Consider the following 21,753-nt stretch of genomic DNA (forward strand, 5'->3'; position numbering starts at 1 on the left):
AAGAAAAAATGAGAATTAATAAGTATATTGCCCATGCAGGGGTTGCTAGTCGTCGCAAAGCAGAAGAGTTGATTAAACAAGGCTTAGTCACCTTAAATGGCCAAGTTGTTACTGAATTAGCTACTCTAGTTAAGTCTGGTGATGTGGTTGAAGTTGAAGGAAGTCCTATTTACAATGAAGAGAAGGTCTACTATCTTCTAAATAAACCTCGTGGAGTGATTTCAAGTGTCTCTGACGATAAAGGTCGCAAGATTGTCCTTGATTTGCTTCCACAAGTTAAAGAACGGATTTACCCAGTAGGACGTTTAGACTGGGATACTTCAGGACTCTTAATTTTAACCAATGATGGTGATTTTACCGATAAAATGATTCACCCGCGTAATGAAATTGACAAGGTTTATTTGGCACGTGTCAAAGGCATTGCCACTAAAGAGAACCTCCGTCCCTTAACTCGCGGGGTAGTGATTGATGGTAAGAAAACAAAACCTGCTCGTTATAACATTGTCCGTGTGGAAGCTGATAAAAATCGTTCTATTGTCGAATTAACGATTCATGAAGGGCGTAATCACCAAGTCAAAAAAATGTTTGAGTCTGTTGGCTTACTTGTGGATAAATTGTCTCGAACACAATTTAGTACTTTAGACCTAACCGGCTTAAGACCAGGTGAATCCAGACGTTTGAATAAAAAAGAAATCAGCCAGTTGCATAATGCAGCCACTACTAAAAAATGATTAAATCCTTTCTTATACTAACCGTTAAAGCTTATCAAAAATATATATCTCCTCTTTCTCCGCCTTCTTGTCGTTATAGGCCAACTTGTTCTGCCTATATGATTACAGCTATTGAAAAACATGGTCTAAAAGGGGTCTTGATGGGCATAGCCAGAATTTTGAGGTGTCATCCTTTTTTTGAAGGTGGAGATGACCCTGTACCTGATGTCTTACTCTAAGAAGGAATAAGAAGATGAAAAAATAAGAAAAAGCCAACTGGTTTGCAGAAAAATATTTGACATTAATGGTTAAAGTGTTATAATAGCAAATAAGCATTCGTTGGTTTAAATCAAACCTGTTATGATTTAAGTTAACGAGTCACCACCAACCACATTGTTTGCTGAGCATGACTCCGAGCGGTGTGGTTTTTTTGATGAATCCATGAGGTGAAAAGAAGATGACAAAAGAAGTTCAAGCGTCAAGCGCTAGTTTAAGCCAAAATCATGTGGTCCTTTATCAGCCGCAAATTCCTCAAAATACTGGAAATATCGCACGGACCTGTGCCGCCACCAACGCTCCTCTTCATATTATCAAGCCGATGGGATTTCCCATTGATGACCGTAAGATGAAACGAGCTGGCTTAGATTATTGGGATAAGCTCGACATTACCTATTATGATAGCTTAGAAGAATTTTTAAGTAGCTGTCATGGCAAGTTACACTTAATTAGTAAGTTTGCCAACAAGGTTTACAGTGAGGAGCAGTATCAAGATGATTGTTCTCATTATTTTTTATTTGGCCGAGAAGATACAGGGCTTCCTGAAGACTTCATGAGAGAGCATGCTGAGAAGGCACTTCGCATTCCTATGAATGATGAGCACGTAAGAAGCCTAAATGTTTCTAACACGGTCTGTATGGTAGTCTACGAGGCTCTTAGGCAACAAGAATTTAAGGGACTTGAACTCAGTCATACCTACAGTAATGATAAACTCAAGTAGTCAGCTAAGGGTCATAGAATAGCTCTTATCTTAAGGATTACAAAGATGTGTTACAACACTCTTTGTGATTCTTTTTTGTTTGTCTCCAAAAAGTCCGACAAAACTATTGCTATCTAGTGGTAAATCTGCTATGCTATAAGTGTCTTCAGGGCAGGGTGTAATTCCCGACCGGCGGTGACTAGTTAGCTAGAAGTTCGCGAGCGAAAGCTGATGTGGTGTGATTCCACAACCGACAGTAAAGTCTGGATGAGAGAAGACCGGGGTTTTTGGAGGGCTTTTTGTCTACCCAATAACGAAGGAACTTCTTTCAATTTGTAAAAATTGGAGGAATTTTTTAATGTCTAAGACACACAATATGGTCATGGTTGCCATTCTTTCAGCCATTTCATTTATTTTAATGTTTTTTAGCTTTGCTATTATTCCAGGTGCAGACTTTCTTAAAATTGAGTTTAGTGTGATTCCTGCCTTAATTGGCTTGGTCTTAATGGATTTGAAAAGTGCTTATGCCATCATTTTAATCAGGTCATTGCTGAAGCTTTTCCTAAATAATCATGGGGTAAATGATTTTATTGGCTTACCTATGAATATCATTGCATTAGGTTTATTTGTGACAGCCTTTGCTATATTTTGGAAAAGAAAACCAACTATTAAGCATTACTTTACCGCAAGTATTATGGGAACTCTGATGTTAACAATTGGCATGTTAGTTCTAAATTATATTTTTGCAATTCCCCTTTATGCTAAATTTGCTAATTTTGATATTGGCCTTTATATTGGTATTCTTAAGTATTTGCTAGCTATGGTGCTTCCATTTAACTTGGTTCAAGGGTTAATATTTGCAATTGCTTTTTATTTCGTGTATATTGCAAGTAAATCAATTCTAGAAAGATACTCCATTTAAGGCATGAAAAACAAACAAACTCATTTTCTCAAGTCATCCTTTGCCATGCTCTTCTTTGTGATGATTGGCTATACGGTTAAATTTTTTCCAGAGAGCTTGACGGCTATTGACAGTAGCATTCAAAGTACTGTTAGAGGCAGCTTGCCAGAAGGTGTGACGCAATTGTTTAAACTGATTACAGTTGTGGGAAATGTTAAAACACAAATCTTAATTGTTGCCTTAGCGAGCTTGTTCTGTGCTGTCCTAAAATGGAAAGCAGAAGCTTATTTTATCCTAGCCAATGGACTGGTTGCAGCGGTTCTTATTTCGGGATTTAAATTGCTTTACCAAAGACCAAGGCCAAGTATTAGTCATCTGGTTCATGCAGGAGGCTTTTCATTTCCAAGTGGCCACGCTATGGGCAGCATGCTCATTCTAGGAGCTTTGTTGATTATTAGTTATCAGCGACTAAGCTCAAAGGATCTTCAGATAACAGCTGTTATCTTCTTTTCTATTTTGATTGCTTTAATTGGCTTATCAAGAGTGTATTTAGGGGTTCATTATCCTAGTGATGTCTTAGCTGGCTTTATCTTAGGGTTTGGTATCTTACACTTACTTTTTCCTTTTTATGATCAAAAGCGATTTGAATGGCGCTTTCAGATGAAACAAGATTAATCACACAAAGAGTTCCTATGGATAAAAGGGACTCTTTTTTCTTTGTCTTATGTCTTGGGAGTGGGATTGATACAACTTATTCCAGATTCTCTGAATTGTGCTACAATAAGACATATGGAAAAAAGATATCGTACCTTAAATGACTATTACCGTCAGTTATTTGGGGAAAAAATTTTTAAAGTACCGATTGATGCTGGCTTTGATTGCCCCAATCGTGACGGCACTGTAGCTCATGGTGGTTGTACATTTTGTACTGTTTCTGGTTCCGGTGATGCTATTGTGGCTCCAGATGCTCCGATTCGAGAACAGTTTTACAAAGAAATTGACTTCATGCATCGTAAGTGGCCAGATGTTAGGAAATACTTGGTGTATTTTCAAAATTTTACCAACACCCATGATAAGGTTGAGGTCATTCGAGAGCGCTACGAGCAAGCTATCAATGAGCCGGGAGTATTAGGAATCAATATCGGAACGCGTCCTGATTGCTTGCCTGATGACACCTTAGATTACCTTACCGAACTAACAGAACGCATGCATGTGACACTTGAGCTAGGGTTGCAGACTACCTATGAAGAGACATCCGAGATGATCAATCGGGCCCATTCTTATGAGCTTTATAAAGAGACAGTCAAAAGGGTTCGGCAAAAAGTGCCCAAAGCTGAAATTGTCTCTCATTTGATTAATGGCTTGCCAGGTGAGACAGCTGAAATGATGCTTGAAAATGTCAGACGTTGCGTGACAGACAATGATATTCAAGGGATAAAGTTGCACTTGCTTCACTTGATGACGAATACTCGCATGCAAAGAGACTATCACGAAGGACGCTTGCAACTCCTCAGTCAAGAGGAATATGTCTCTATTATCTGTGACCAATTGGAAATCATTCCAGAGCATATGGTTATTCACCGGATTACAGGAGATGCGACACGAGATATGCTGATAGGCCCCATGTGGAGTCTTAATAAGTGGCAAGTCCTCAATGCTATTGATTTGGAAATGGCAAGAAGAGGCAGTTGGCAAGGTTGTAAAAGTGGGCAGTGAGAAATGATAAAGATATTACTAAATACAAGGGAATTGCAGATTCCTCATAACTTTGTAAAACTAGTAAAAGACAGTATGATTTATGATAGTAGTAGTTCTACAGCAGCATGTGTCTTTTTTATTGAGAAAGATCAAGGTTATTTCTTGAAGACAGCTCCAAAAGGTAAGTTGAAGAGAGAGTTTGAAATGACCTGTTTTTTTCATAAGAAAGGACTTGCTCCAGAGGTTATTGATTATCAAAGTTTAGACAGAGATTGGCTTTTAACTCAAAGAGTTCCAGGAGAAGGGGCTAACCAAATAGAGTACCTACGTCAACCCAAAAAGTTAATTAATATAGTAGTTGAGCAATTACAAAAATTACATGAATTACATTTCACAGAAATATCAGCGATTAATCGCACCGACTCTTATATACAGACAGTAGAATTAAATTACCAAAAAGGGGTTTTTAATCCTAATTTTTTATCAAGTCGTGACCTGTTTAAAACATCATATGACATATTTGATTATATTCAAGAAATAAAACCATTATTAGAGTCAGATACCCTTATTCACGGGGATTTTTGCTTACCAAATGTAATATTAAACAATTGGAAATTTCAATCAATGATTGATTGGGATTGTTCAGGTATGGGAGATAAGCATATTGATCTTTTTTGGCTTCTTTGGACATTTCAACATCAATTAAAGACAGCAACATTTAAAGACTATATATTAGATTGTTATGGTAGAGAAGCTATTGAGATGAGCATTTTAGAGGCAATACCATATTTTGAAGTTTTTGGCTAAGGAGATAACATGATAACAAGACCGATTCACTTATCGCACAGTTTTTTTAAAGAAGTCATCGATGATAGTAGTGTGGTTCTTGATGGCACCATGGGAAAAGGGAACGACACAGCCTTTTTAGCCAGTCTAGCTAAGAAGGTCTATGCCTTTGATGTGCAAGAAGAAGCTTTAGTGAAGACCCAAGAACGTCTGCAAGAGCTTGGTTTGACCAATGCCGATTTGATTTTAGACGGGCATGAAAACCTAGATAACTATATCGAGGAACCGATTCGCGCTGCTATTTTTAATCTCGGTTATCTTCCAAGTGCGGAAAAATCTCTTATCACAAAACCTGAGACAACCTTAATGGCACTGTCCAAAACGCTTGAAGTACTAGAAGTTGGTGGTCGTATTGCGGTGATGGTCTATTATGGTCATCAAGGAGGCCAAGAAGAAAAAGAGGCGCTTTTACATTTTGTTTCTCAACTGGATCAAAGATTAGTAACGGCTATGCTATATCAACCACTGAATCAAATAAATCGTCCTCCTTTTCTGATTATGCTAGAAAAGTTAGAGCCTATTGATAAGGGATTGTTTTTGGGAAAAGGAAGAAAAGAATAACCTTTAAAGGTAAATATGATATAATGAAATCACTATATTATTTCTAGGAGTTATTATTAATGGAAGACCCTGTGAGTCAGCCTTTGTTTATTCAATTTTTACTGTTATTGGTTTTGACTTTGCTCAATGCTTTTTTCTCAGCCAGTGAAATGGCCTTAGTGTCACTTAATCGCTCAAGGGTAGAACAAAAAGCAGATGATGGCGATAAACGTTATATCCGTCTTTTGCGTGTCTTAGAAGAACCAAATCATTTTTTATCAACAATCCAAGTTGGCATAACCTTCATTAGTCTCTTATCAGGGGCTAGTTTATCTGCTTCTTTAGGAAAAGTCATTTCGGGATGGCTAGGGGGTTCTGCGACAGCACAGACAGCAGGTAGTATTATTTCCTTAATCTTTTTGACCTATGTCTCAATTGTGCTTGGGGAACTTTATCCCAAACGGATTGCTATGAACCTTAAGGATAAGCTTGCTATTATTTCAGCTCCCATTATTATTGGCTTAGGTCGTCTAGTTAGCCCCTTTGTTTGGCTCTTGTCAGCTTCTACCAATCTTTTAAGTCGCATCACGCCAATGACTTTTGATGATGCCGATGAACGCATGACACGTGATGAAATTGAGTATATGCTAACCAATAGTGAAGCGACTCTTGATGCCGAGGAAATTGAGATGCTGCAAGGGATTTTCTCTTTGGATGAGATGATGGCGCGTGAGGTAATGGTTCCTAGAACCGATGCCTTTATGATTGACATCAATGATGATGCTTTTACTAATATCCAAGAGATTTTAAAACAAAGCTTTTCTCGTATCCCAGTATATGATGTCGATAAGGATAAGGTGATTGGCCTTATTCATACCAAGCGACTGTTAGATGCTGGTTTTCGTCAGGACTTTGAGAATATTAACTTGAGAAAAATCCTCCAAGAACCTCTCTTTGTACCAGAGACCATTTTTGTGGATGATCTTTTAAGGCAATTACGCAATACGCAAAATCAAATGGCTATCTTGTTAGATGAATATGGTGGTGTTGCAGGGCTTGTTACCTTAGAAGACTTGCTTGAAGAGATTGTTGGGGAAATTGATGATGAAACCGACAAGGCTGAGCAATTTGTGCACGAGATTGGGGATAACACCTATATTGTTGTGGGAACCATGACTCTCAATGAATTTAACGAATACTTTGATACGGAATTAGAAAGTGATGATGTAGATACCATCGCTGGTTTCTATCTAACGGGTATTGGAACTATTCCAAGTCAAGAAGAAAAAGAAAGCTTTGCTTGTGACAGTAAGGACAAGCACTTGACCTTAATCAATGATAAGGTCAAAGATGGCCGGATCAACAAGTTAAAAGTGATTATCTCTAATATAGAACAGAATATGGAGGAAGACTAGGGTAATACCTAGTCTTTTTAATGAAAAATGATATAATGAAAATGTAAAAACGTTTACAAGGAATGAGGAGATGCAATGGCTGAAATAGATTATGGACAAGTAACTGGAATGATACATTCAACAGAAAGTTTTGGTTCTGTAGATGGTCCAGGGATTCGCTTCATTATTTTTTTACAAGGCTGCAAAATGCGTTGTCAGTATTGCCACAATCCAGATACCTGGGAAATGGAAACCAATAATTCTAAGCTAAGAACTGTTCAAGATGTCTTAAAAGAAGCTTTACAGTACAAGCACTTTTGGGGCAAAAAGGGTGGGATTACAGTCTCTGGTGGTGAAGCCATGCTTCAGATTGACTTTATCACAGCACTTTTTATCGAAGCTAAGAAGCTAGGTATTCATACCACCTTAGACACTTGTGGCTTTGCTTATCGTGCCACTCCAGAATACCATGAGGTTTTAGATAAGCTGCTAGCAGTGACAGATCTTATTTTGTTAGATTTGAAAGAAATTGATGAAGAACAGCATAAGTTGGTCACACGTCAACCAAATAACAACATCTTAGCCTTTGCGCGTTACTTATCAGATAAGGGCGTGCCTGTCTGGATTCGACATGTCCTGGTTCCTGGATTAACAGATATCGATGATCATTTGATTCGTTTGGGAGATTTTGTCAAAACACTGAAAAATGTGGATAAATTTGAAGTTTTACCTTACCATACCATGGGTGAATTTAAGTGGCGCGAGCTTGGCATTCCCTACCCACTAGAAGGGGTTAAACCACCTACAAAAGAACGGGTTCAAAATGCTAAGGAGCTGATGAAGACAGAATCTTATACCGAATACATGAAACGTGTTCATCAATCATAATAGGGATAGAGTTGGGATGATTTCCCAGCTTTTTTGATCTACTTAGCTCTCGTTAAGCAGGCATTCTCCCTTTGATTTTAGGGCTTTTTTCTGCTAAAATAAGATGAATAAAGAGAATGAGGTAGAAATATTATGTCAAAAATTTTAGTTTTTGGTCATCAAAATCCGGATACGGATGCCATTGCATCATCCTATGCTTTTGATTACCTATGCCAGAAGGCCTTTGGTTTAGATACAGAAGTGGTTGCACTTGGTGAGCCAAATGAAGAAACAGCTTTTGCTTTAGATTACTTTGGTGTCACAGCACCGCGCGTGGTGACATCAGCTAAAGAAGAAGGAGCTGAAAAAGTTATTTTGACAGACCATAATGAATTCCAACAATCCATTTCAGATATCCGTGAGGTTGAAGTACATGGTATTGTGGATCATCACCGTGTGGCTAACTTTGAAACAGCAAACCCTCTTTATATGCGTTTAGAGCCAGTTGGATCAGCATCATCAATCGTTTACCGTCTTTTTAAAGAAAACAATGTTGACGTGCCAAAAGAAATGGCAGGCTTATTGTTATCAGGTTTAATCTCTGATACTTTGCTTTTGAAATCTCCAACTACTCATCCATCTGACCGTCAAGTGGCTCAAGAATTATCTGAGCTAGCAGGTGTTAATTTTGAAGAGTATGGTATGGCATTACTAAAAGCAGGGACAAACCTTGCTAACAAATCAGAAGTTGAATTGATTGATATTGATGCTAAGACTTTTGAGTTAAATGGCAATGCCGTGCGTGTCGCTCAGGTCAATACCGTTGATATTGCAGATGTTTTAGAGCGTCAAGAAGCTATTGAAACAGCCATTAAAGATGCTATGGCAACAGAAGGCTATTCTGACTTTGTCTTGATGATTACTGATATTGTTAATTCTAATTCAGAAATCCTTGCCTTAGGCGCAAACATGGACAAGGTTGAAGCTGCTTTTGACTTTACTTTAGAGAATAACCATGCGTTCTTAGCGGGAGCTGTTTCTCGTAAGAAACAAGTGGTTCCACAATTAACAGAGAGCTTTGGAGCCTAAATCACTAAAAGAGCTTATTGCATATGAAAAGTCACCTGTTGTTGCAGGTGACTTTTTGCTATAATAAAGGCATGATAAAAGCACTGAATCCTAATAAGCTAACTTGCCAACCCTTTTTTCAGAGTTTGATCAACTACTTGGCAACTAACCAAGAGGTGACCTTGCGAGCGATCAAAAAATCCTTTCCTCATGTCAAAAATGTAGATCGCTCTATTGAAGCTTATGTGCAGGCTAACTATATTCTTCGAGAAGAGAAGCGTTATTACCTTAATCTCCCTATGCTTGAACAGTTAGATGACCTTATCTTAGACCAGCAAGTGTTTGTTGAGACCAAAAGTTCTGCCTATCAAGATTTACTGCGATTACGTTTTGAGACTTGCCTGACCAATCAGACCAATCAAGTACTGATTAAAGAAATCACAGGTTTTGAGCGTGAGGAGCTGACTCTGGCAAATTATTTTTATCGCCTCAATCGACAAGAACCTCTTTCTGATGCTCAAAAAGTGCTCTATGACTTGCTTGGAGATGTGAATCCTCAATATGCCTTGAAGTACATGACTACTTTTTTGATGAAATATAGCCGAAAAACAGAGCTTATGCAAAAGCGTCGAGACATCTTTGTCGAAGCATTAGTTTTATTAGGTTATATTACCAAAAATGAGGCTGGAAAATATGAGTTGCTAATGGATTTTGACAGTGAGAGCTTGACCTTTAGCTCTCCGATCGAGTAGTTGTTGACGTCAAAAAGGAAGGTTCTTTGAATGATTAGAGAGAAATTCTTATGTCTTCTTTTCTTCTTTTTAACCAGTCTTTTGGTTTTAGGAGGCTGTTCCCAACAAGTGCCGAGTAAAGACTATGACATAGCCATTTTTGACCAAAAGTCAGTGATGACTTTTGCATTTGATAATGACAAATTGCAGCTGATCGAAAAGTTGAAGCGGCAAAAAAGTCTGGCTTTTGATCAGGAGAGTTTTCAAAAAGCTAAGGGAACCTATGTCGCTAAAACTAAGGAAGGGAAAGATTTTAGCACTTATCTAGCTAGTATTAACAGTTCTACCCTTCAAGAGACTTTTCGTAAAGCCAAAGCTGGTGAGGCTTATAGTTCAACCACAGATGGGACTTATTTTTACACCAGTCAGAATTCCTCAGATGGGATTGATTTTTACCGATACGATAAGGCCTTAAATGAAAAGAAACATGGCTCTATAGCGAGTGAGAATGCTGTGCTTGTCTGTTGTCATCAGATGCTTGTTATTGATGATAGTCTCTATGCTTTAATAAGTACTCTTAATACGGATACTCAACGTACTTCTACAGAAATTTGGAAACTAGATAAGTCTTTAGCCTTACTGGAAAAAATGGATTTGGAAGAAGAAGCTGCTTATATCCGAATGGTTAATGTTGGAAAGACCCTTTATCTGCCTGAGGCTTATAAAGCTAAGGATAGTCATGGTGAGCCTCAATCAGGAGATATACTCTTGGTTTATGATGTGGACACGAAGACCAAAGATTTTATCCCATTAGCTAATGCCTTTCCAAAGCGCATTGTCTATCAAGAAGCATCCCATCAGTTGCTGATAGAATATGACCACAATTCCAATGGGCAAACCGCATGGTCGACACTAGCTTTAGATACTTTAGCCGAAAAGCCTTTAACAATAGGGACTAAAAAAGATCAGTTATCAGCTTATCTGACGATTAATGGCCCGGATGTGTATTTTCTCTTTCCAGATAGACTTGTCTCTTATCATAGTCTGACTGGTAAAATCACAGATTTTTCTCTAGCAAAGTATGGCATGACAAAGGCTCATGCCATGATTATTAAATAAAAAAGGTTATCTCAAGTGAGATAGCCTTTTAATGTTGTTTTGTCATTTGCATCAGGTATAAGAAGTAGGGTGCTCCAATAATAGAAACCAAAAGGCCAGTTGGAATTGAATGTCCAACTAGAAAGACCCTTCCGATAGTATCTGCCGTTAGAAGCAGCAACATCCCCAAGAGCAGGCTAAAGGGTATCAGTCGTCGGTGATCATTTCCTAGTAGTTGTCGACTAGCGTGCCCTGCCATCAGTCCAATAAAAGTGATATTGCCAATTAAAAGCACACTTAGGGCAGCTAAAGCAGTAGCTAAAAGGAGGCAAATTTGTCGACTTTGCTTTAAAGGAAAGCCAAGTGAAAGACTAGTTTCATCAGATAAGGTCATCAGATTTAGTTGGTAACCTTGTGTCAATGTTAGTCCCCACAATAGGATTAAGAAAGGTCCCAAGAGACTTAAACTGTGCCAGTCATCTCCTTTAATCTGACCGCTTAGCCAGTTAATGACGTAATCGATTTTGTAACGATTGACATTCCCAACAAGAGCAACCATCAAACTGGCTAGCATGGTAGAGATACCAACACCACTGATAATTAACTTGGTAGGGTTAATGGAATGATCTGGATTAAGGGATAAAAGGTAAACAACTAAAATAGTTAGTCCTGACCCTAATAGGCTAAAGAGTGGAAGCCAGTGTTGGATTGTTGGATTTTCAATAGTACCAAAGGCAACTAAGACAGAGATACTAATGCCGGCACCGGTGTTGATACCTAAAATACCAGAATCTGCCAAGGGGTTTTTAGTTAAACTTTGCAGGAGCAAGCCAGATAGGGCTAATGAACCTCCTCCTAAGCAAGCTGCCAAGAGGCGTGGAAGACGTATCTTAGTAATGATTAAGGTCATGGCAGGAGATGATTTGCCTATCAAAACCTTGAGCACTTCTAGAAAAGAGAACTTTGCTTCACCAATAGAAAGTGATAAAATGATTAGACAAAGTAAGACAAGCGTCACGCTAACAAATAACATCATTTGATAAGTCAGAGATTTCAAGAACTTCCTCCTTTCTTCACCAGCCATAAAAAGCAAGGCAAACCAATAAGACTTACTAAAGCAGACAAAGGTGTTTCATAAGGTGGGTTTATGTTACGACAGGCGAAATCAACCCACAACATAAAACTAGCACCCAAAAGTCCGGTCAATGGAATCATTTGGCGATAATTTTTAGCACTATAGGGTTTAATCAAGTGAGGGATGATTAAACCGACAAAGGCAATGCTACCAGCAATAGCAACAGCAGCTGAAGCCAGAACTAAGACGAGGAGCATAAAGAAGCTAGTTATTAAAAAGGTTTTCTGACCAAGTGCTTTAGCATGATTGTCGCTTAAACTTAAAATCGTTAACTGATAAGAAAAAAGGTAAGCTAAGCTCAGCGCTATAAGGATGAGAGGGGCAATATAAGTTAACATTTTCCAATTAACACCAACTAGGCCACCAGCTTGCCAACCAATAATGGCATTAGCTAAATGAAAATAGTTAGTCAAGGCTTGTCCTAGAGCTGATAATAGGAGGGAAACCATAGCACCAGCTAAAATGAGTCGCATCTGCTGATAGCCACGTCCTCTTTGATGAGCCAGGCCAAAAACAAGGAGAGCAGATAAGGTAGATCCTGTCAGACATAAAGCCATAATAGCAGAATAATGAAGATGAGGAAAAAAGGCATAGCCCAGAACCAGAGCCAAACCAGCACCAGATTGGATACCTAATATACCAGGATCAGCAATGGGATTTCGTGTCAGTCCTTGCATGATTGCTCCAGAAACAGCTAAAGCAGCCCCTACTAAAGCAGCTGCCAACTGACGAGGTAAACGAATAGTCCAAAAGATCGTAGCCAGTCGACTGCTCCTATCACCTGTCAATAATAAGTGGAGTAGCGCACGATTTGAGATTGAAATAGCACCAAAACGACTGTTACAGTAGAGAGCTAATAAAAGACTGCTGCTAATCAGTATCAAAAGAAGATAAAAGCTGCGATTTGAAGGAACTTTGGCTTTATATTGGGAGCCTAGCTTAGTTTTTGCAGGTAAAGAATTAGGATTGGTTTTCACTTGAGAGGATAGCCTTTCGCAAGGTTTGAAGTTGATGTTCTAAAGACATGGGATCTGTAAAGTAAAAGACATTAGCATCTACTTTAATCACATGATTTGCTTTTACTGCAGGAATATTTTTCCAAAGTTGGCTTTCATAAAGTGCAGAGCCTGTTTTATCATCTTCTGCTGCAACAAGGACATAGTCACCGATGTAGTCAGGCAGCATTTCTTGGGAAATAGAGAGATAACCTTGTTTAAAAACGTCTTTTTGCACGGATTCAGGTGCTTGGTAGTGGAAAGCTTGATGGATAATTTCACCACCGCGTCCCCAATCTTTACCAAAGAGATAGACTTCTTTTTCGTATAGACCCATGATGGTAAAGGTTGCCTCTTTACCAGTAACAGCTTTGACCTCTTTTTCATAGTTAGCTGTTTTTTCTTTCCAATCTTTCAACCATTTATTGGTTGTTTTTTCTCGGTTAAAGATACGACCAAAATCAGAAAAGACCTGTAGGTAATCACGTTTACGGTATTCAATAGAGATAAGAGGAGAAATTTCAGCTAATTGCTTACTATTTTCTTCTGTTGAACCAACAATAATAAGGTCAGGTTTTAGAGCAGCAATAGCCTCAAGATCAGTGGCATCAACTTGTTTTGCTTTTTGAACAGCATCTTTTAAGACAGGATTCTTTTTATCATAAGAAGTAACGCCGACAAGAGGCATATCTAATTTAGCTAGATATCCTGTGTAAGTAGAGGCTAGGCTGACAATACGTTTAGGAGTAGCAGGGATGTCCCCATGATAAGTGACACCCGCAATTTTAGGTTGATGGTTTCTCTCTTCTTGAGTCGTTTGTCCTTGTGAGCAGCCGATTAGAGTCAATCCTGTCACACAAAGGGTTACTAATAGTAATAGTTTTTTCATGAATTCTATTCTCCTAGAATAATATTATATAAGCTGATAAGTCAGCAAGATAGGGCAATGATGAATGGGGTCTTCGACCACTTGAGCTTGAATATGGAAAAGGTCTCTTATCATCTGTGGGGTCATGATTTCTCTTACACTACCTGAGTTTAGGATTTTACCTTCTTTCATGGCAATAAGCATATCAGAATAACGTGCGGATAGATTTAAGTCGTGCAAGACCATAATGAGTGTTTTACCGGATGTTTGATTAAGGTTTTTGAGTAAATCCAGTATCTCAAGTTGGTGATTGATATCCAAATAAGTGGTTGGCTCATCCAAAAAAATAGTATCTGTATCTTGAGCCAATGCCATAGCAATCCAAACCCGTTGACGTTGACCACCTGATAGGGAATCAACACTCTGATTGGCGAAGGCTGTTACCTGTGTTGCCTCCATGGCCCAGTGAATCTTGTCTTTGTCAAGTTGGTTCAGATGACCTAAATAAGATTGGTGTGGATAGCGACCATAAGAAATAAGCTCATAGACACTTGTCCCTTCGATGGCTTCTTGACTCTGAGGTAAGAGTGCCATTTTTTTGGCAACCTCTTTAGTGCTTAAGGTAGCAATGTCATGACCGTCTAGATAAACCTGCCCTTTTGTGGTAGGTAAAATACGGATTAAAGCTTTAAGAAGCGTTGACTTGCCACAACCATTGGCACCAATAATAGTCGTTATCTTACCTTCTGCCAACTCAAGCGATAAATCAGAGATAATGGTTTTCTGACCGTATGAAATAGTGAGATCTTCCCCACGAATAATAGCCATTTATTCCTTCTTTCTAGATGCCTTTTGGGGCTAATCACTAAGATTAGTCTGGGCATTTTTATCAAATCTTTTTCATTATAGCATAGAAAAAAGGCCCTCAACAGCCTTTTTTAAGTATTATATTAATTTTTTCGAAAACGCAAGTTGTCAAGTCAAGTGCAACCAGTTCATAGATAACTAGAGTTCCAGATGTTAAGCTGTTCGGGATAGCTCAAACAGGAATTTTGAGGATTGATATTGAAGAAGTCGTCTTGGGCGCTCATTGATGGCAGTAATATAATTGTCAAGTTCTTCAGAGGTTAGTGGATTAAGTGAGACTCCTTTAGGGACATATTCTCTGAGGAGGCCATTGAAGTTCTCGTTTTTTCCTCTCTCATGTGAAGAATAGGGATGTGCAAAGTAAACTTCAACAGCTTCTAAGTTTGAGAGTAAACTAAACTCAGAACCATTATCCGCTGTGATGGATGCAATAGGATACTGACTGATGAGATGCGTGACAACTCGGTTAATGGTTTGGGACTGCTTGTCTTCTAGCTTAACTCCTAGTGCATAGCGTGTCTGGCGCTCTACCAAAGTCAACATAACAGCTTCACCTTTGGTTTTCTTGCCGAGAACCAAATCAATCTCCCAATGCCCAAATTCAGAACGATCATTAATATATTCTGGACGTTCTTCGATAGATTTACCTAAAGTCTTCTTATTCGTCTTCATGACTTTCTTAGAACGTTTTCTGATACTAACCATCTTAGGCAAATCGATTGGTTTAATAGCTAATACCCCCTCTTTGATATAACGATAAATCGTTTTGGTAGAGGGGACGACTTCTTCAGGATGGTTCACTTTGTAAGTCTGAACAAAACTATCCACACTATGGAGACGAATGTTAGCCGTCAAGGCAGATTCTAATTGTTCAATGAACCTAGCGGAGCAGTCATTCAACTTGAGATAAGAACTCTTTTGACGATTGGTTTCATAGACACGTTGCCCACTATCAGCGAAATAGGCGTTGAAGAAGGTTTGTTTTCCATTCTTATCCTTTACCTGTTCTACTGAACCACGTTTTATTTCTCGGCAGATTGTAGAACGGTGACGACCCAAGAGTCGAGCAATCTCAGCGGGTTTCTTTCCCATTTTAAGATAAGCAGCAATTTCACCCCGTTCTGTGGCTGAAAGATGAGAATAGGATGATTTTCTGGTAAAATTAATGTTGGACATGTTCATCTGCTTTCCATACTGAATTGGGGAATTCTAGTATATCAGACGAACATGTCTTTTTTGTTGCACTTCATTTTACAACGCGGGATTTTTTCGAAAAAACAAATTAAATTAGAATGGTTTTAGTTATTAGCGAGAATGGTTATTGATAAGGTCTACAAAAAGCTCTTAGCAACCTCTAAGTCACCAGGGTAGTCAGCTTTTTGCCCCTCGACAATCTGATAGGCATCCGCTCCCTTTCCAGCAATAATAAGAGCATCCTCTTTCTGATGGCAAAGAGACATCCCTTTTTGGATAGCTAAGGTGCGGTCTGTCATGATATCAACTTCTCGATTAATGTGAGCAGCAATTTCTTCAGAAATCGCCTGAGGGTCTTCAAAGTTAGGGTCATCAGCAGTTAAAATGACATTGATGTGAGGGTGCTGATTAATCACACGACCAAAATCAGCTCGTCGACTTTCACCCTTGTTACCTGGGGCTCCCAAAATAAGCGTCACTTCTCCTTTTTGATGTGTTTCGACCACGGTCAATAATTTTTCTAGGCTATCACCATTATGAGCGTAATCCACAAAAATTTTGGCTTGATTGGACATGGTCAAGACTTCCATACGACCAGGAACACGGGTCTTTGCAATACCTTTTTGAATATCTTCTAGGGAGGTTCCTAGGCGCAGACAAGCTAGTCCAGCAGCCATGGCATTTTCTTGATTGAAGTGTCCAATCAATTGGATATCATAGTGACCAGCCAGTTTGCCAGTTGCGGTGAAGGAAAAGGCATGACTTTGACAAATCTGATTGTCAGATTGACTACCGTAAAAATCATGGCTTTGATTGGCTACCTGTTCAGCTAAAATCCCAAAATGATCCATATCACTATTAATGACAACAGCTTTGCTATTAGCCATTAAAAGGCGTTTATGATAGAAATAATCTTCAAAGCTAGGATGCTCAATAGGACCAATATGGTCAGGGCTGATGTTTAAAAAGACCCCAACATCAAATCTTATACCGTAGACCCGGTCTACCAAATAAGCTTGACTTGAGACTTCCATAACCAGGTGTGTCATCCCATTTGAGACACAAGTTGCCATCATGGCAAATAGATCTAAACTCTCAGGTGTCGTGAGTTCTGATTTGAAGAAGATCTTGCCATCTAGGGTGGTATTCATGGTAGAAAGCATGGCTGGCTTATGTGACTCTTCTAAGATATTAAAGGCAAAATAAGCAGCTGTTGTCTTCCCTTTTGTCCCAGTAAAGGCTAATAATTTTAACTTTTCTTGTGGGTTGTCATAGAAAGCCATTGCAATTAGGCTCATGGCTTTTTTGATATCCGTTACCAAAATAACAGGAATGGCAACATCATAAGCAACCTCTGAAACGTAGAAAGTAAGGCCTTGCTCGATGGCTTTTTGAAGATAATCTAGCTTAAATTGACGTCCCTTAGCAAAAAAGAGCGTCTTAGCATCTGTCTGTCTACTATCATAGCTGAGCTTTTCAAAAGTGATGCCTGAGTAATCATAGTGGTATCCGTCTTGGTCAATGACTTCACGGAAATTATGGTTTTCTTTTAAAATGGTTAATAAGTGTTCAATGGTAATCATAACCTTATTCTATCCTTAAAGTTCTTGTTTTACAAGTAACAAGCAAAAGTTTATAATAAAGCTAATAAAAACTTTGAAAGTATAGATATGTCGACAGAAAAAAGAGAATTGACACAAGAAGAACTGATGGTTCAAGGCGCAGCCTGGTCCACAGCTGGGAACTTTATCAGCCGCCTTCTAGGCGTTTTGTATATTATTCCTTGGTACATCTGGATGGGAGAGCACAAGGTAGAAGCTAATGCCTTGTTTAATATGGGCTATAATGTATATGCCTATTTTTTATTGATTTCAACGACTGGATTGAATGTTGCCATTGCTAAACAAGTGGCCAAATACAACTCCATGGGGCAAAAAGAGCATAGTTATCAGTTGATTCGAAGTACCTTGAAAGTGATGGTAGTGCTAGGCATTATTTTCTCTACCATTATGTATATCGGCTCTCCTGTTTTTGCAAGCTTATCTGGAGGAGTTGATAAGCTAGTTCCAATCATGCATAGTTTGTCTTTAGCTGTCTTGGTCTTTCCGGTGATGAGTGTCATTCGAGGCGTTTTTCAAGGCTACAAAGACATTAAACCTAATGCCTTGAGTCAGATTGCAGAGCAATTAATCCGTGTGATTTGGATGCTTTTGACGACTTTCTTTATCATGAAGTTAGGGTCTGGAGACTACCTTAAAGCAGTTGTCCAATCAACCTTTGCGGCATTTATTGGGATGATTGCTAGTATGGTGGTATTAGGTTATTATCTTTGGAAACAAGGGTTGTTACAAGCTATTTTTGCAAAAAGTAATCACGATATTCCTATTGATATCAAGGGACTTTTGCTGGAAACCTTAAAAGAATCCATTCCCTTCATCATTACAGGAAGTGCCATTCAAGCTTTTCAATTGATTGACCAATGGACCTTTATCAATACCATGACCTTGTTTACGGCTCAAAGTAAGGCCCAATTATTGGTTTTACTTGGTTATTTTAATGCCAATCCTGCTAAAATCACCATGGTCTTGATTGCCGTAGCGGCTTCTATTGGTGGCGTTGGGATTGCCTTATTGACTGAAAATTATGTGAAGAGAGACATGAGAGCCGCGGCGCGCTTGATCATTAATAATCTTGAGATGTTAATGATGTTCTTGCTACCGTCTTTAACAGGTGCTATTATTTTAGCCAAACCCCTCTACACCATTTTTTATGGGGTTAGTGAACCTGAAGCAATTCATCTCTTTATAGCGGTACTTTTTCAGACACTCTTGTTAGCCTTATACACGCTCTTTGCACCGATGCTTCAGGCTTTATTTGAAAACCGGAAAGCCATTGTTTATTTCTTATATGGTGTAGTGGTCAAATTGGTCTTACAAGTACCTTTTATTTACTTCTTTCATGCTTATGGCCCACTATTAGCCAGTACCTTTGGATTGATGTTGCCCATCTACTTGATGTACCGACGATTGCATCAAGTGACGCGCTTTAACCGACGTTTGTTACAAAAACGATTGTTGTTAACATTTATTCAAACAGTTGTTATGGGGATTTTTGTCTTCTTCTTAAATTGGGCATTAGGTTTTGCCTTCCAACCTAATAGTCGTTTGACCAGTCTTTTATACCTCTTTATCATAGGAGGACTGGGAGGTTTACTCTATACATACCTCACCTTATTGACTCATCAGTTGGATAAGTTAATTGGTTCACGGGCTGTAAGCCTTCGTCAGAAATTATACTTAAAATAAGAATTGAAAAAATCAGGCAAGTCTATAACTCTTGTCTGATTTTAAATTAGTTAGTTGATATCAGTTATTTGCTATAAATGATTAAAAAAATAAAAAGTGGCAGAAAATTAACAATTCAATGAGTTATATTGACATTTTAAGTGTTTATTATTATAATTTTATGAAACTCACTGTTTGAATAGTAAAAGAGAATAAGATAGAAAAGATTTTTGCTTATTAAAAAAATAAAAGGCGCACTAGACGCCTTTTTCAGCGCTATTCAGATATAGAGGAAAAGAAATTAAGGATGGGGAAAATGACAACCAAAAAAACAGTAACACAAAGATTAACACGCTTAGCGCTCTTATCAGCAGCCTGCCTAACAATCGCAGCATCAGCCAGTTCGGTAAAAGCAGATGAGAATAATCAACAATTATTAGATCAAGCTATAGCTAAGGTTGAGGGATATAGAAATGTTTACAGAGACTAGGTTATTGATGCTATTAAAAATAAATTACATCACAAGTTAAATTCCCGTCGTTTTTTAGAAAACGCAGTAAATAATGATTATTTAATTTTACAGTTATTAATTTCAGAAAATCGAAGAGATCCAGGTTATGATTCAGAAGAAGCTGTTTCAATAACTGAAAATGAAGAAGTATCTATTAAGTCGAGAGATACAGATACAATAAGTGGCAACAGTCAAAGTAGAATCTATTACTCAAGTAAAAATGTTGCTAATACAGAAAATAGAAAACGTCATATTCGGCAACTTGTATTAAATGAAATAAATTCAGGAAAATATGATTTTATTGAAGGGTTTAAAGAACATAGAAAGGACAAGATTAGTGATGGTAAGCTTGCCCTAAGCTCTTTTTCTACTATTCCCTCCGCGGAAAGCAATATTTTTAATGAATTAAAGAAATTTATTAAGCGCAAGTTGTCAAGTCAAGTGCAACCAGTTCATAGATAACTAGAGTTCCAGATGTTAAGCTGTTCGGGATAGCTCAAACAGGAATTTTGAGGATTGATATTGAAGAAGTCGTCTTGGGCGCTCATTGATGGCAGTAATATAATTGTCAAGTTCTTCAGAGGTTAGTGGATTAAGTGAGACTCCTTTAGGGACATATTCTCTGAGGAGGCCATTGAAGTTCTCGTTTTTTCCTCTCTCATGTGAAGAATAGGGATGTGCAAAGTAAACTTCAACAGCTTCTAAGTTTGAGAGTAAACTAAACTCAGAACCATTATCCGCTGTGATGGATGCAATAGGATACTGACTGATGAGATGCGTGACAGCACGGTTAATGGTTTGGGACTGCTTGTCTTCTAGCTTAACTCCTAGTGCATAGCGTGTCTGGCGCTCTACCAAAGTCAACATAACAGCTTCACCTTTGGTTTTCTTGCCGAGAACCAAATCAATCTCCCAATGCCCAAATTCAGAACGATCATTAATATATTCTGGACGTTCTTCGATAGATTTACCTAAAGTCTTCTTATTCGTCTTCATGACTTTCTTAGAACGTTTTCTGATACTAACCATCTTAGGCAAATCGATTGGTTTAATAGCTAATACCCCCTCTTTGATATAACGATAAATCGTTTTGGTAGAGGGGACGACTTCTTCAGGATGGTTCACTTTGTAAGTCTGAACAAAACTATCCACACTATGGAGACGAATGTTAGCCGTCAAGGCAGATTCTAATTGTTCAATGAACCTAGCGGAGCAGTCATTCAACTTGAGATAAGAACTCTTTTGACGATTGGTTTCATAGACACGTTGCCCACTATCAGCGAAATAGGCGTTGAAGAAGGTTTGTTTTCCATTCTTATCCTTTACCTGTTCTACTGAACCACGTTTTATTTCTCGGCAGATTGTAGAACGGTGACGACCCAAGAGTCGAGCAATCTCAGCGGGTTTCTTTCCCATTTTAAGATAAGCAGCAATTTCACCCCGTTCTGTGGCTGAAAGATGAGAATAGGATGATTTTCTGGTAGAATTAATGTTGGACATGTTCATCTGCTTTCCATACTGAATTGGGGAATTCTAGTATATCAGACGAACATGTCTTTTTTGTTGCACTTCATTTTACAACGCGGGGAAATTTATTAAGGAAGAAAAAAGTGATGTTATCTTTGGAATTGCTGGTATCAATATTGATGGTGAGAAAGCAAATGCGTTTTCAAATGATATAATGCAAGCAAGTTCACTGGATGAAATAAGTAAAATTATTGAAGAAGCAACTAAAACAGGACAACGAATTGTTGAAGTTAGTGAACAAAAAGAAGAAGCGAAAAATAAAATTTTGAGCCACAAAGCAAAATATGACTCTATGTATGAGTATAGACTTCCTAATGAAGATTACCAAGAGGCTTTACGATTAGTTGAAGAAGCCAAATCTACTATTCAATTAAATAAAGCCCTTCAATACATTGAGGAAAAAGCAGATAAGAAGAAGGGTAGACGTCGCTATATTGCTTCTTATAACTTGTTACATACAGATTTCTGGGATCTTGGGGAAATAAAATAAAAACTTAAATCTCCCTTAGCCACCACTTTTGGCGGCTAAGGGTTTTCTTTTGA

At 38.3% G+C, this 21,753-nt stretch carries 22 protein-coding genes, 1 pseudogene and 1 riboswitch; of the genes and pseudogenes, 16 read left to right on the forward strand and 7 right to left on the reverse strand.

From position 1 onward, the window contains the following. The first annotated feature begins 8 nt into the window (after nt 1-8). The 13 genes and pseudogenes from STRIC_RS03475 to STRIC_RS03535 all read left to right on the forward strand — a co-directional run bounded on the left by STRIC_RS03475 (nt 9) and on the right by STRIC_RS03535 (nt 10,850). Nucleotides 9-731 (forward strand): pseudouridine synthase, encoded by a 723-nt coding sequence (locus STRIC_RS03475; RefSeq protein WP_008088073.1) that lies wholly within the window; start codon nt 9-11, stop codon nt 729-731. Further along, nucleotides 728-975, forward strand: a pseudogene (gene yidD / locus STRIC_RS03480) (membrane protein insertion efficiency factor YidD). The gene STRIC_RS03475 and the pseudogene yidD overlap by 4 nt, the downstream one beginning before the upstream one ends. A 192-nt stretch (nt 976-1,167) precedes the next feature. Next, nucleotides 1,168-1,707, forward strand: a complete 540-nt coding sequence (locus STRIC_RS03485) for a tRNA (cytidine(34)-2'-O)-methyltransferase (protein WP_008088185.1) — start codon at nt 1,168-1,170, stop codon at nt 1,705-1,707. A gap of 137 nt (nt 1,708-1,844) precedes the next feature. Beyond that, a riboswitch (FMN riboswitch) is annotated at nt 1,845-1,969 on the forward strand. A gap of 75 nt (nt 1,970-2,044) precedes the next feature. After that, nucleotides 2,045-2,608 carry an ECF transporter S component gene (locus tag STRIC_RS03490; RefSeq protein WP_008088164.1) on the forward strand — a complete coding sequence of 188 codons (564 nt, stop codon included), beginning with the start codon at nt 2,045-2,047 and terminating at the stop codon, nt 2,606-2,608. Between the two features lie 3 nt (nt 2,609-2,611). Continuing rightward, entirely contained in the window at nt 2,612-3,262 is a 651-nt protein-coding gene (locus tag STRIC_RS03495) for a phosphatase PAP2 family protein (RefSeq protein WP_008088125.1), read from the forward strand. Between the two features lie 114 nt (nt 3,263-3,376). Beyond that, nucleotides 3,377-4,303, forward strand: coding sequence for a TIGR01212 family radical SAM protein (locus STRIC_RS03500; RefSeq protein ID WP_008088342.1), 927 nt, complete (start codon nt 3,377-3,379; stop codon nt 4,301-4,303). Nucleotides 4,304-4,306: 3 nt separating this feature from the next. After that, nucleotides 4,307-5,092: an aminoglycoside 3'-phosphotransferase gene (locus tag STRIC_RS03505; RefSeq protein WP_008088469.1), complete on the forward strand. Its 786-nt coding sequence runs from the start codon at nt 4,307-4,309 to the stop codon at nt 5,090-5,092. 9 nt (nt 5,093-5,101) lie between these two features. Continuing rightward, nucleotides 5,102-5,692, forward strand: coding sequence for a tRNA (mnm(5)s(2)U34)-methyltransferase (locus tag STRIC_RS03510; RefSeq protein ID WP_008088630.1), 591 nt, complete (start codon nt 5,102-5,104; stop codon nt 5,690-5,692). A gap of 59 nt (nt 5,693-5,751) precedes the next feature. Beyond that, a complete protein-coding gene (locus STRIC_RS03515; RefSeq protein ID WP_008088102.1) occupies nt 5,752-7,086 on the forward strand; it encodes a hemolysin family protein in 1,335 nt (444 codons plus the stop codon). Nucleotides 7,087-7,161: 75 nt separating this feature from the next. Then, nucleotides 7,162-7,953 (forward strand): pyruvate formate-lyase-activating protein, encoded by a 792-nt coding sequence (pflA, locus tag STRIC_RS03520; RefSeq protein WP_008088629.1) that lies wholly within the window; start codon nt 7,162-7,164, stop codon nt 7,951-7,953. 132 nt (nt 7,954-8,085) lie between these two features. Further along, nucleotides 8,086-9,021 (forward strand): manganese-dependent inorganic pyrophosphatase, encoded by a 936-nt coding sequence (locus tag STRIC_RS03525; RefSeq protein WP_008088410.1) that lies wholly within the window; start codon nt 8,086-8,088, stop codon nt 9,019-9,021. Nucleotides 9,022-9,092: 71 nt separating this feature from the next. Then, entirely contained in the window at nt 9,093-9,752 is a 660-nt protein-coding gene (locus STRIC_RS03530; RefSeq protein WP_040831999.1) for a DUF1803 domain-containing protein, read from the forward strand. Nucleotides 9,753-9,782: 30 nt separating this feature from the next. Next, complete coding sequence (locus tag STRIC_RS03535; protein ID WP_008088633.1) at nt 9,783-10,850, forward strand: hypothetical protein; 1,068 nt, start codon at nt 9,783-9,785, stop codon at nt 10,848-10,850. Between the two features lie 28 nt (nt 10,851-10,878). Here the strand turns inward: STRIC_RS03535 and STRIC_RS03540 are convergent, their stop codons facing one another. The 6 genes from STRIC_RS03540 to STRIC_RS03565 all read right to left on the reverse strand — a co-directional run bounded on the left by STRIC_RS03540 (nt 10,879) and on the right by STRIC_RS03565 (nt 17,471). Then, nucleotides 10,879-11,886, reverse strand: coding sequence for a FecCD family ABC transporter permease (locus tag STRIC_RS03540; RefSeq protein WP_008088333.1), 1,008 nt, complete (start codon nt 11,884-11,886; stop codon nt 10,879-10,881). Next, nucleotides 11,883-12,848: a FecCD family ABC transporter permease gene (locus tag STRIC_RS03545; protein WP_234944188.1), complete on the reverse strand. Its 966-nt coding sequence runs from the start codon at nt 12,846-12,848 to the stop codon at nt 11,883-11,885. Before STRIC_RS03545 ends, STRIC_RS03540 begins: the two co-directional genes overlap by 4 nt. 76 nt (nt 12,849-12,924) lie before the next feature. After that, nucleotides 12,925-13,848: an iron-hydroxamate ABC transporter substrate-binding protein gene (locus tag STRIC_RS03550; protein WP_008088074.1), complete on the reverse strand. Its 924-nt coding sequence runs from the start codon at nt 13,846-13,848 to the stop codon at nt 12,925-12,927. Nucleotides 13,849-13,872: 24 nt separating this feature from the next. Continuing rightward, nucleotides 13,873-14,655, reverse strand: coding sequence for an ABC transporter ATP-binding protein (locus STRIC_RS03555; RefSeq protein WP_008088567.1), 783 nt, complete (start codon nt 14,653-14,655; stop codon nt 13,873-13,875). A gap of 192 nt (nt 14,656-14,847) precedes the next feature. Further along, nucleotides 14,848-15,870, reverse strand: a complete 1,023-nt coding sequence (locus STRIC_RS03560) for an IS30 family transposase (RefSeq protein WP_200857370.1) — start codon at nt 15,868-15,870, stop codon at nt 14,848-14,850. A 155-nt stretch (nt 15,871-16,025) separates the two neighbouring features. Beyond that, nucleotides 16,026-17,471, reverse strand: coding sequence for a UDP-N-acetylmuramoyl-L-alanyl-D-glutamate--L-lysine ligase (locus tag STRIC_RS03565; RefSeq protein ID WP_008088281.1), 1,446 nt, complete (start codon nt 17,469-17,471; stop codon nt 16,026-16,028). Nucleotides 17,472-17,558: 87 nt separating this feature from the next. Between STRIC_RS03565 and STRIC_RS03570 the strand changes: the two genes are divergently transcribed. After that, entirely contained in the window at nt 17,559-19,193 is a 1,635-nt protein-coding gene (locus tag STRIC_RS03570; protein ID WP_008088427.1) for a putative polysaccharide biosynthesis protein, read from the forward strand. A 295-nt stretch (nt 19,194-19,488) separates the two neighbouring features. Continuing rightward, nucleotides 19,489-19,662, forward strand: coding sequence for a hypothetical protein (locus tag STRIC_RS03575; RefSeq protein WP_156033578.1), 174 nt, complete (start codon nt 19,489-19,491; stop codon nt 19,660-19,662). Between the two features lie 498 nt (nt 19,663-20,160). Here the strand turns inward: STRIC_RS03575 and STRIC_RS03580 are convergent, their stop codons facing one another. Continuing rightward, nucleotides 20,161-21,183, reverse strand: a complete 1,023-nt coding sequence (locus STRIC_RS03580) for an IS30 family transposase (RefSeq protein ID WP_200857358.1) — start codon at nt 21,181-21,183, stop codon at nt 20,161-20,163. Between the two features lie 181 nt (nt 21,184-21,364). On the opposite strand from STRIC_RS03580, the gene STRIC_RS03585 reads away from it, so the two are divergent. Beyond that, complete coding sequence (locus STRIC_RS03585) at nt 21,365-21,700, forward strand: hypothetical protein (RefSeq protein ID WP_008088060.1); 336 nt, start codon at nt 21,365-21,367, stop codon at nt 21,698-21,700. The last annotated feature ends 53 nt before the right edge of the window (nt 21,701-21,753 follow it).

The organism is Streptococcus ictaluri 707-05 (genome assembly GCF_000188015.2).
Lineage (GTDB): Bacteria > Bacillota > Bacilli > Lactobacillales > Streptococcaceae > Streptococcus > Streptococcus ictaluri.

Bases quoted from the DNA above. Each gene is read 5' to 3' on its own strand.
- STRIC_RS03475 (WP_008088073.1), top strand. From the start codon at position 9: ATGAGAATTAATAAGTATATTGCCCATGCAGGGGTTGCTAGTCGTCGC.
- STRIC_RS03485 (WP_008088185.1), top strand. From the start codon at position 1,168: ATGACAAAAGAAGTTCAAGCGTCAAGCGCTAGTTTAAGCCAAAATCAT.
- STRIC_RS03490 (WP_008088164.1), top strand. From the start codon at position 2,045: ATGTCTAAGACACACAATATGGTCATGGTTGCCATTCTTTCAGCCATT.
- STRIC_RS03495 (WP_008088125.1), top strand. From the start codon at position 2,612: ATGAAAAACAAACAAACTCATTTTCTCAAGTCATCCTTTGCCATGCTC.
- STRIC_RS03500 (WP_008088342.1), top strand. From the start codon at position 3,377: ATGGAAAAAAGATATCGTACCTTAAATGACTATTACCGTCAGTTATTT.
- STRIC_RS03505 (WP_008088469.1), top strand. From the start codon at position 4,307: ATGATAAAGATATTACTAAATACAAGGGAATTGCAGATTCCTCATAAC.
- STRIC_RS03510 (WP_008088630.1), top strand. From the start codon at position 5,102: ATGATAACAAGACCGATTCACTTATCGCACAGTTTTTTTAAAGAAGTC.
- STRIC_RS03515 (WP_008088102.1), top strand. From the start codon at position 5,752: ATGGAAGACCCTGTGAGTCAGCCTTTGTTTATTCAATTTTTACTGTTA.
- pflA (WP_008088629.1), top strand. From the start codon at position 7,162: ATGGCTGAAATAGATTATGGACAAGTAACTGGAATGATACATTCAACA.
- STRIC_RS03525 (WP_008088410.1), top strand. From the start codon at position 8,086: ATGTCAAAAATTTTAGTTTTTGGTCATCAAAATCCGGATACGGATGCC.
- STRIC_RS03530 (WP_040831999.1), top strand. From the start codon at position 9,093: ATGATAAAAGCACTGAATCCTAATAAGCTAACTTGCCAACCCTTTTTT.
- STRIC_RS03535 (WP_008088633.1), top strand. From the start codon at position 9,783: ATGATTAGAGAGAAATTCTTATGTCTTCTTTTCTTCTTTTTAACCAGT.
- STRIC_RS03550 (WP_008088074.1), bottom strand. From the start codon at position 13,848: ATGAAAAAACTATTACTATTAGTAACCCTTTGTGTGACAGGATTGACT.
- STRIC_RS03555 (WP_008088567.1), bottom strand. From the start codon at position 14,655: ATGGCTATTATTCGTGGGGAAGATCTCACTATTTCATACGGTCAGAAA.
- STRIC_RS03560 (WP_200857370.1), bottom strand. From the start codon at position 15,870: ATGTCCAACATTAATTTTACCAGAAAATCATCCTATTCTCATCTTTCA.
- STRIC_RS03565 (WP_008088281.1), bottom strand. From the start codon at position 17,471: ATGATTACCATTGAACACTTATTAACCATTTTAAAAGAAAACCATAAT.
- STRIC_RS03570 (WP_008088427.1), top strand. From the start codon at position 17,559: ATGTCGACAGAAAAAAGAGAATTGACACAAGAAGAACTGATGGTTCAA.
- STRIC_RS03575 (WP_156033578.1), top strand. From the start codon at position 19,489: ATGACAACCAAAAAAACAGTAACACAAAGATTAACACGCTTAGCGCTC.
- STRIC_RS03580 (WP_200857358.1), bottom strand. From the start codon at position 21,183: ATGTCCAACATTAATTCTACCAGAAAATCATCCTATTCTCATCTTTCA.
- STRIC_RS03585 (WP_008088060.1), top strand. From the start codon at position 21,365: ATGCAAGCAAGTTCACTGGATGAAATAAGTAAAATTATTGAAGAAGCA.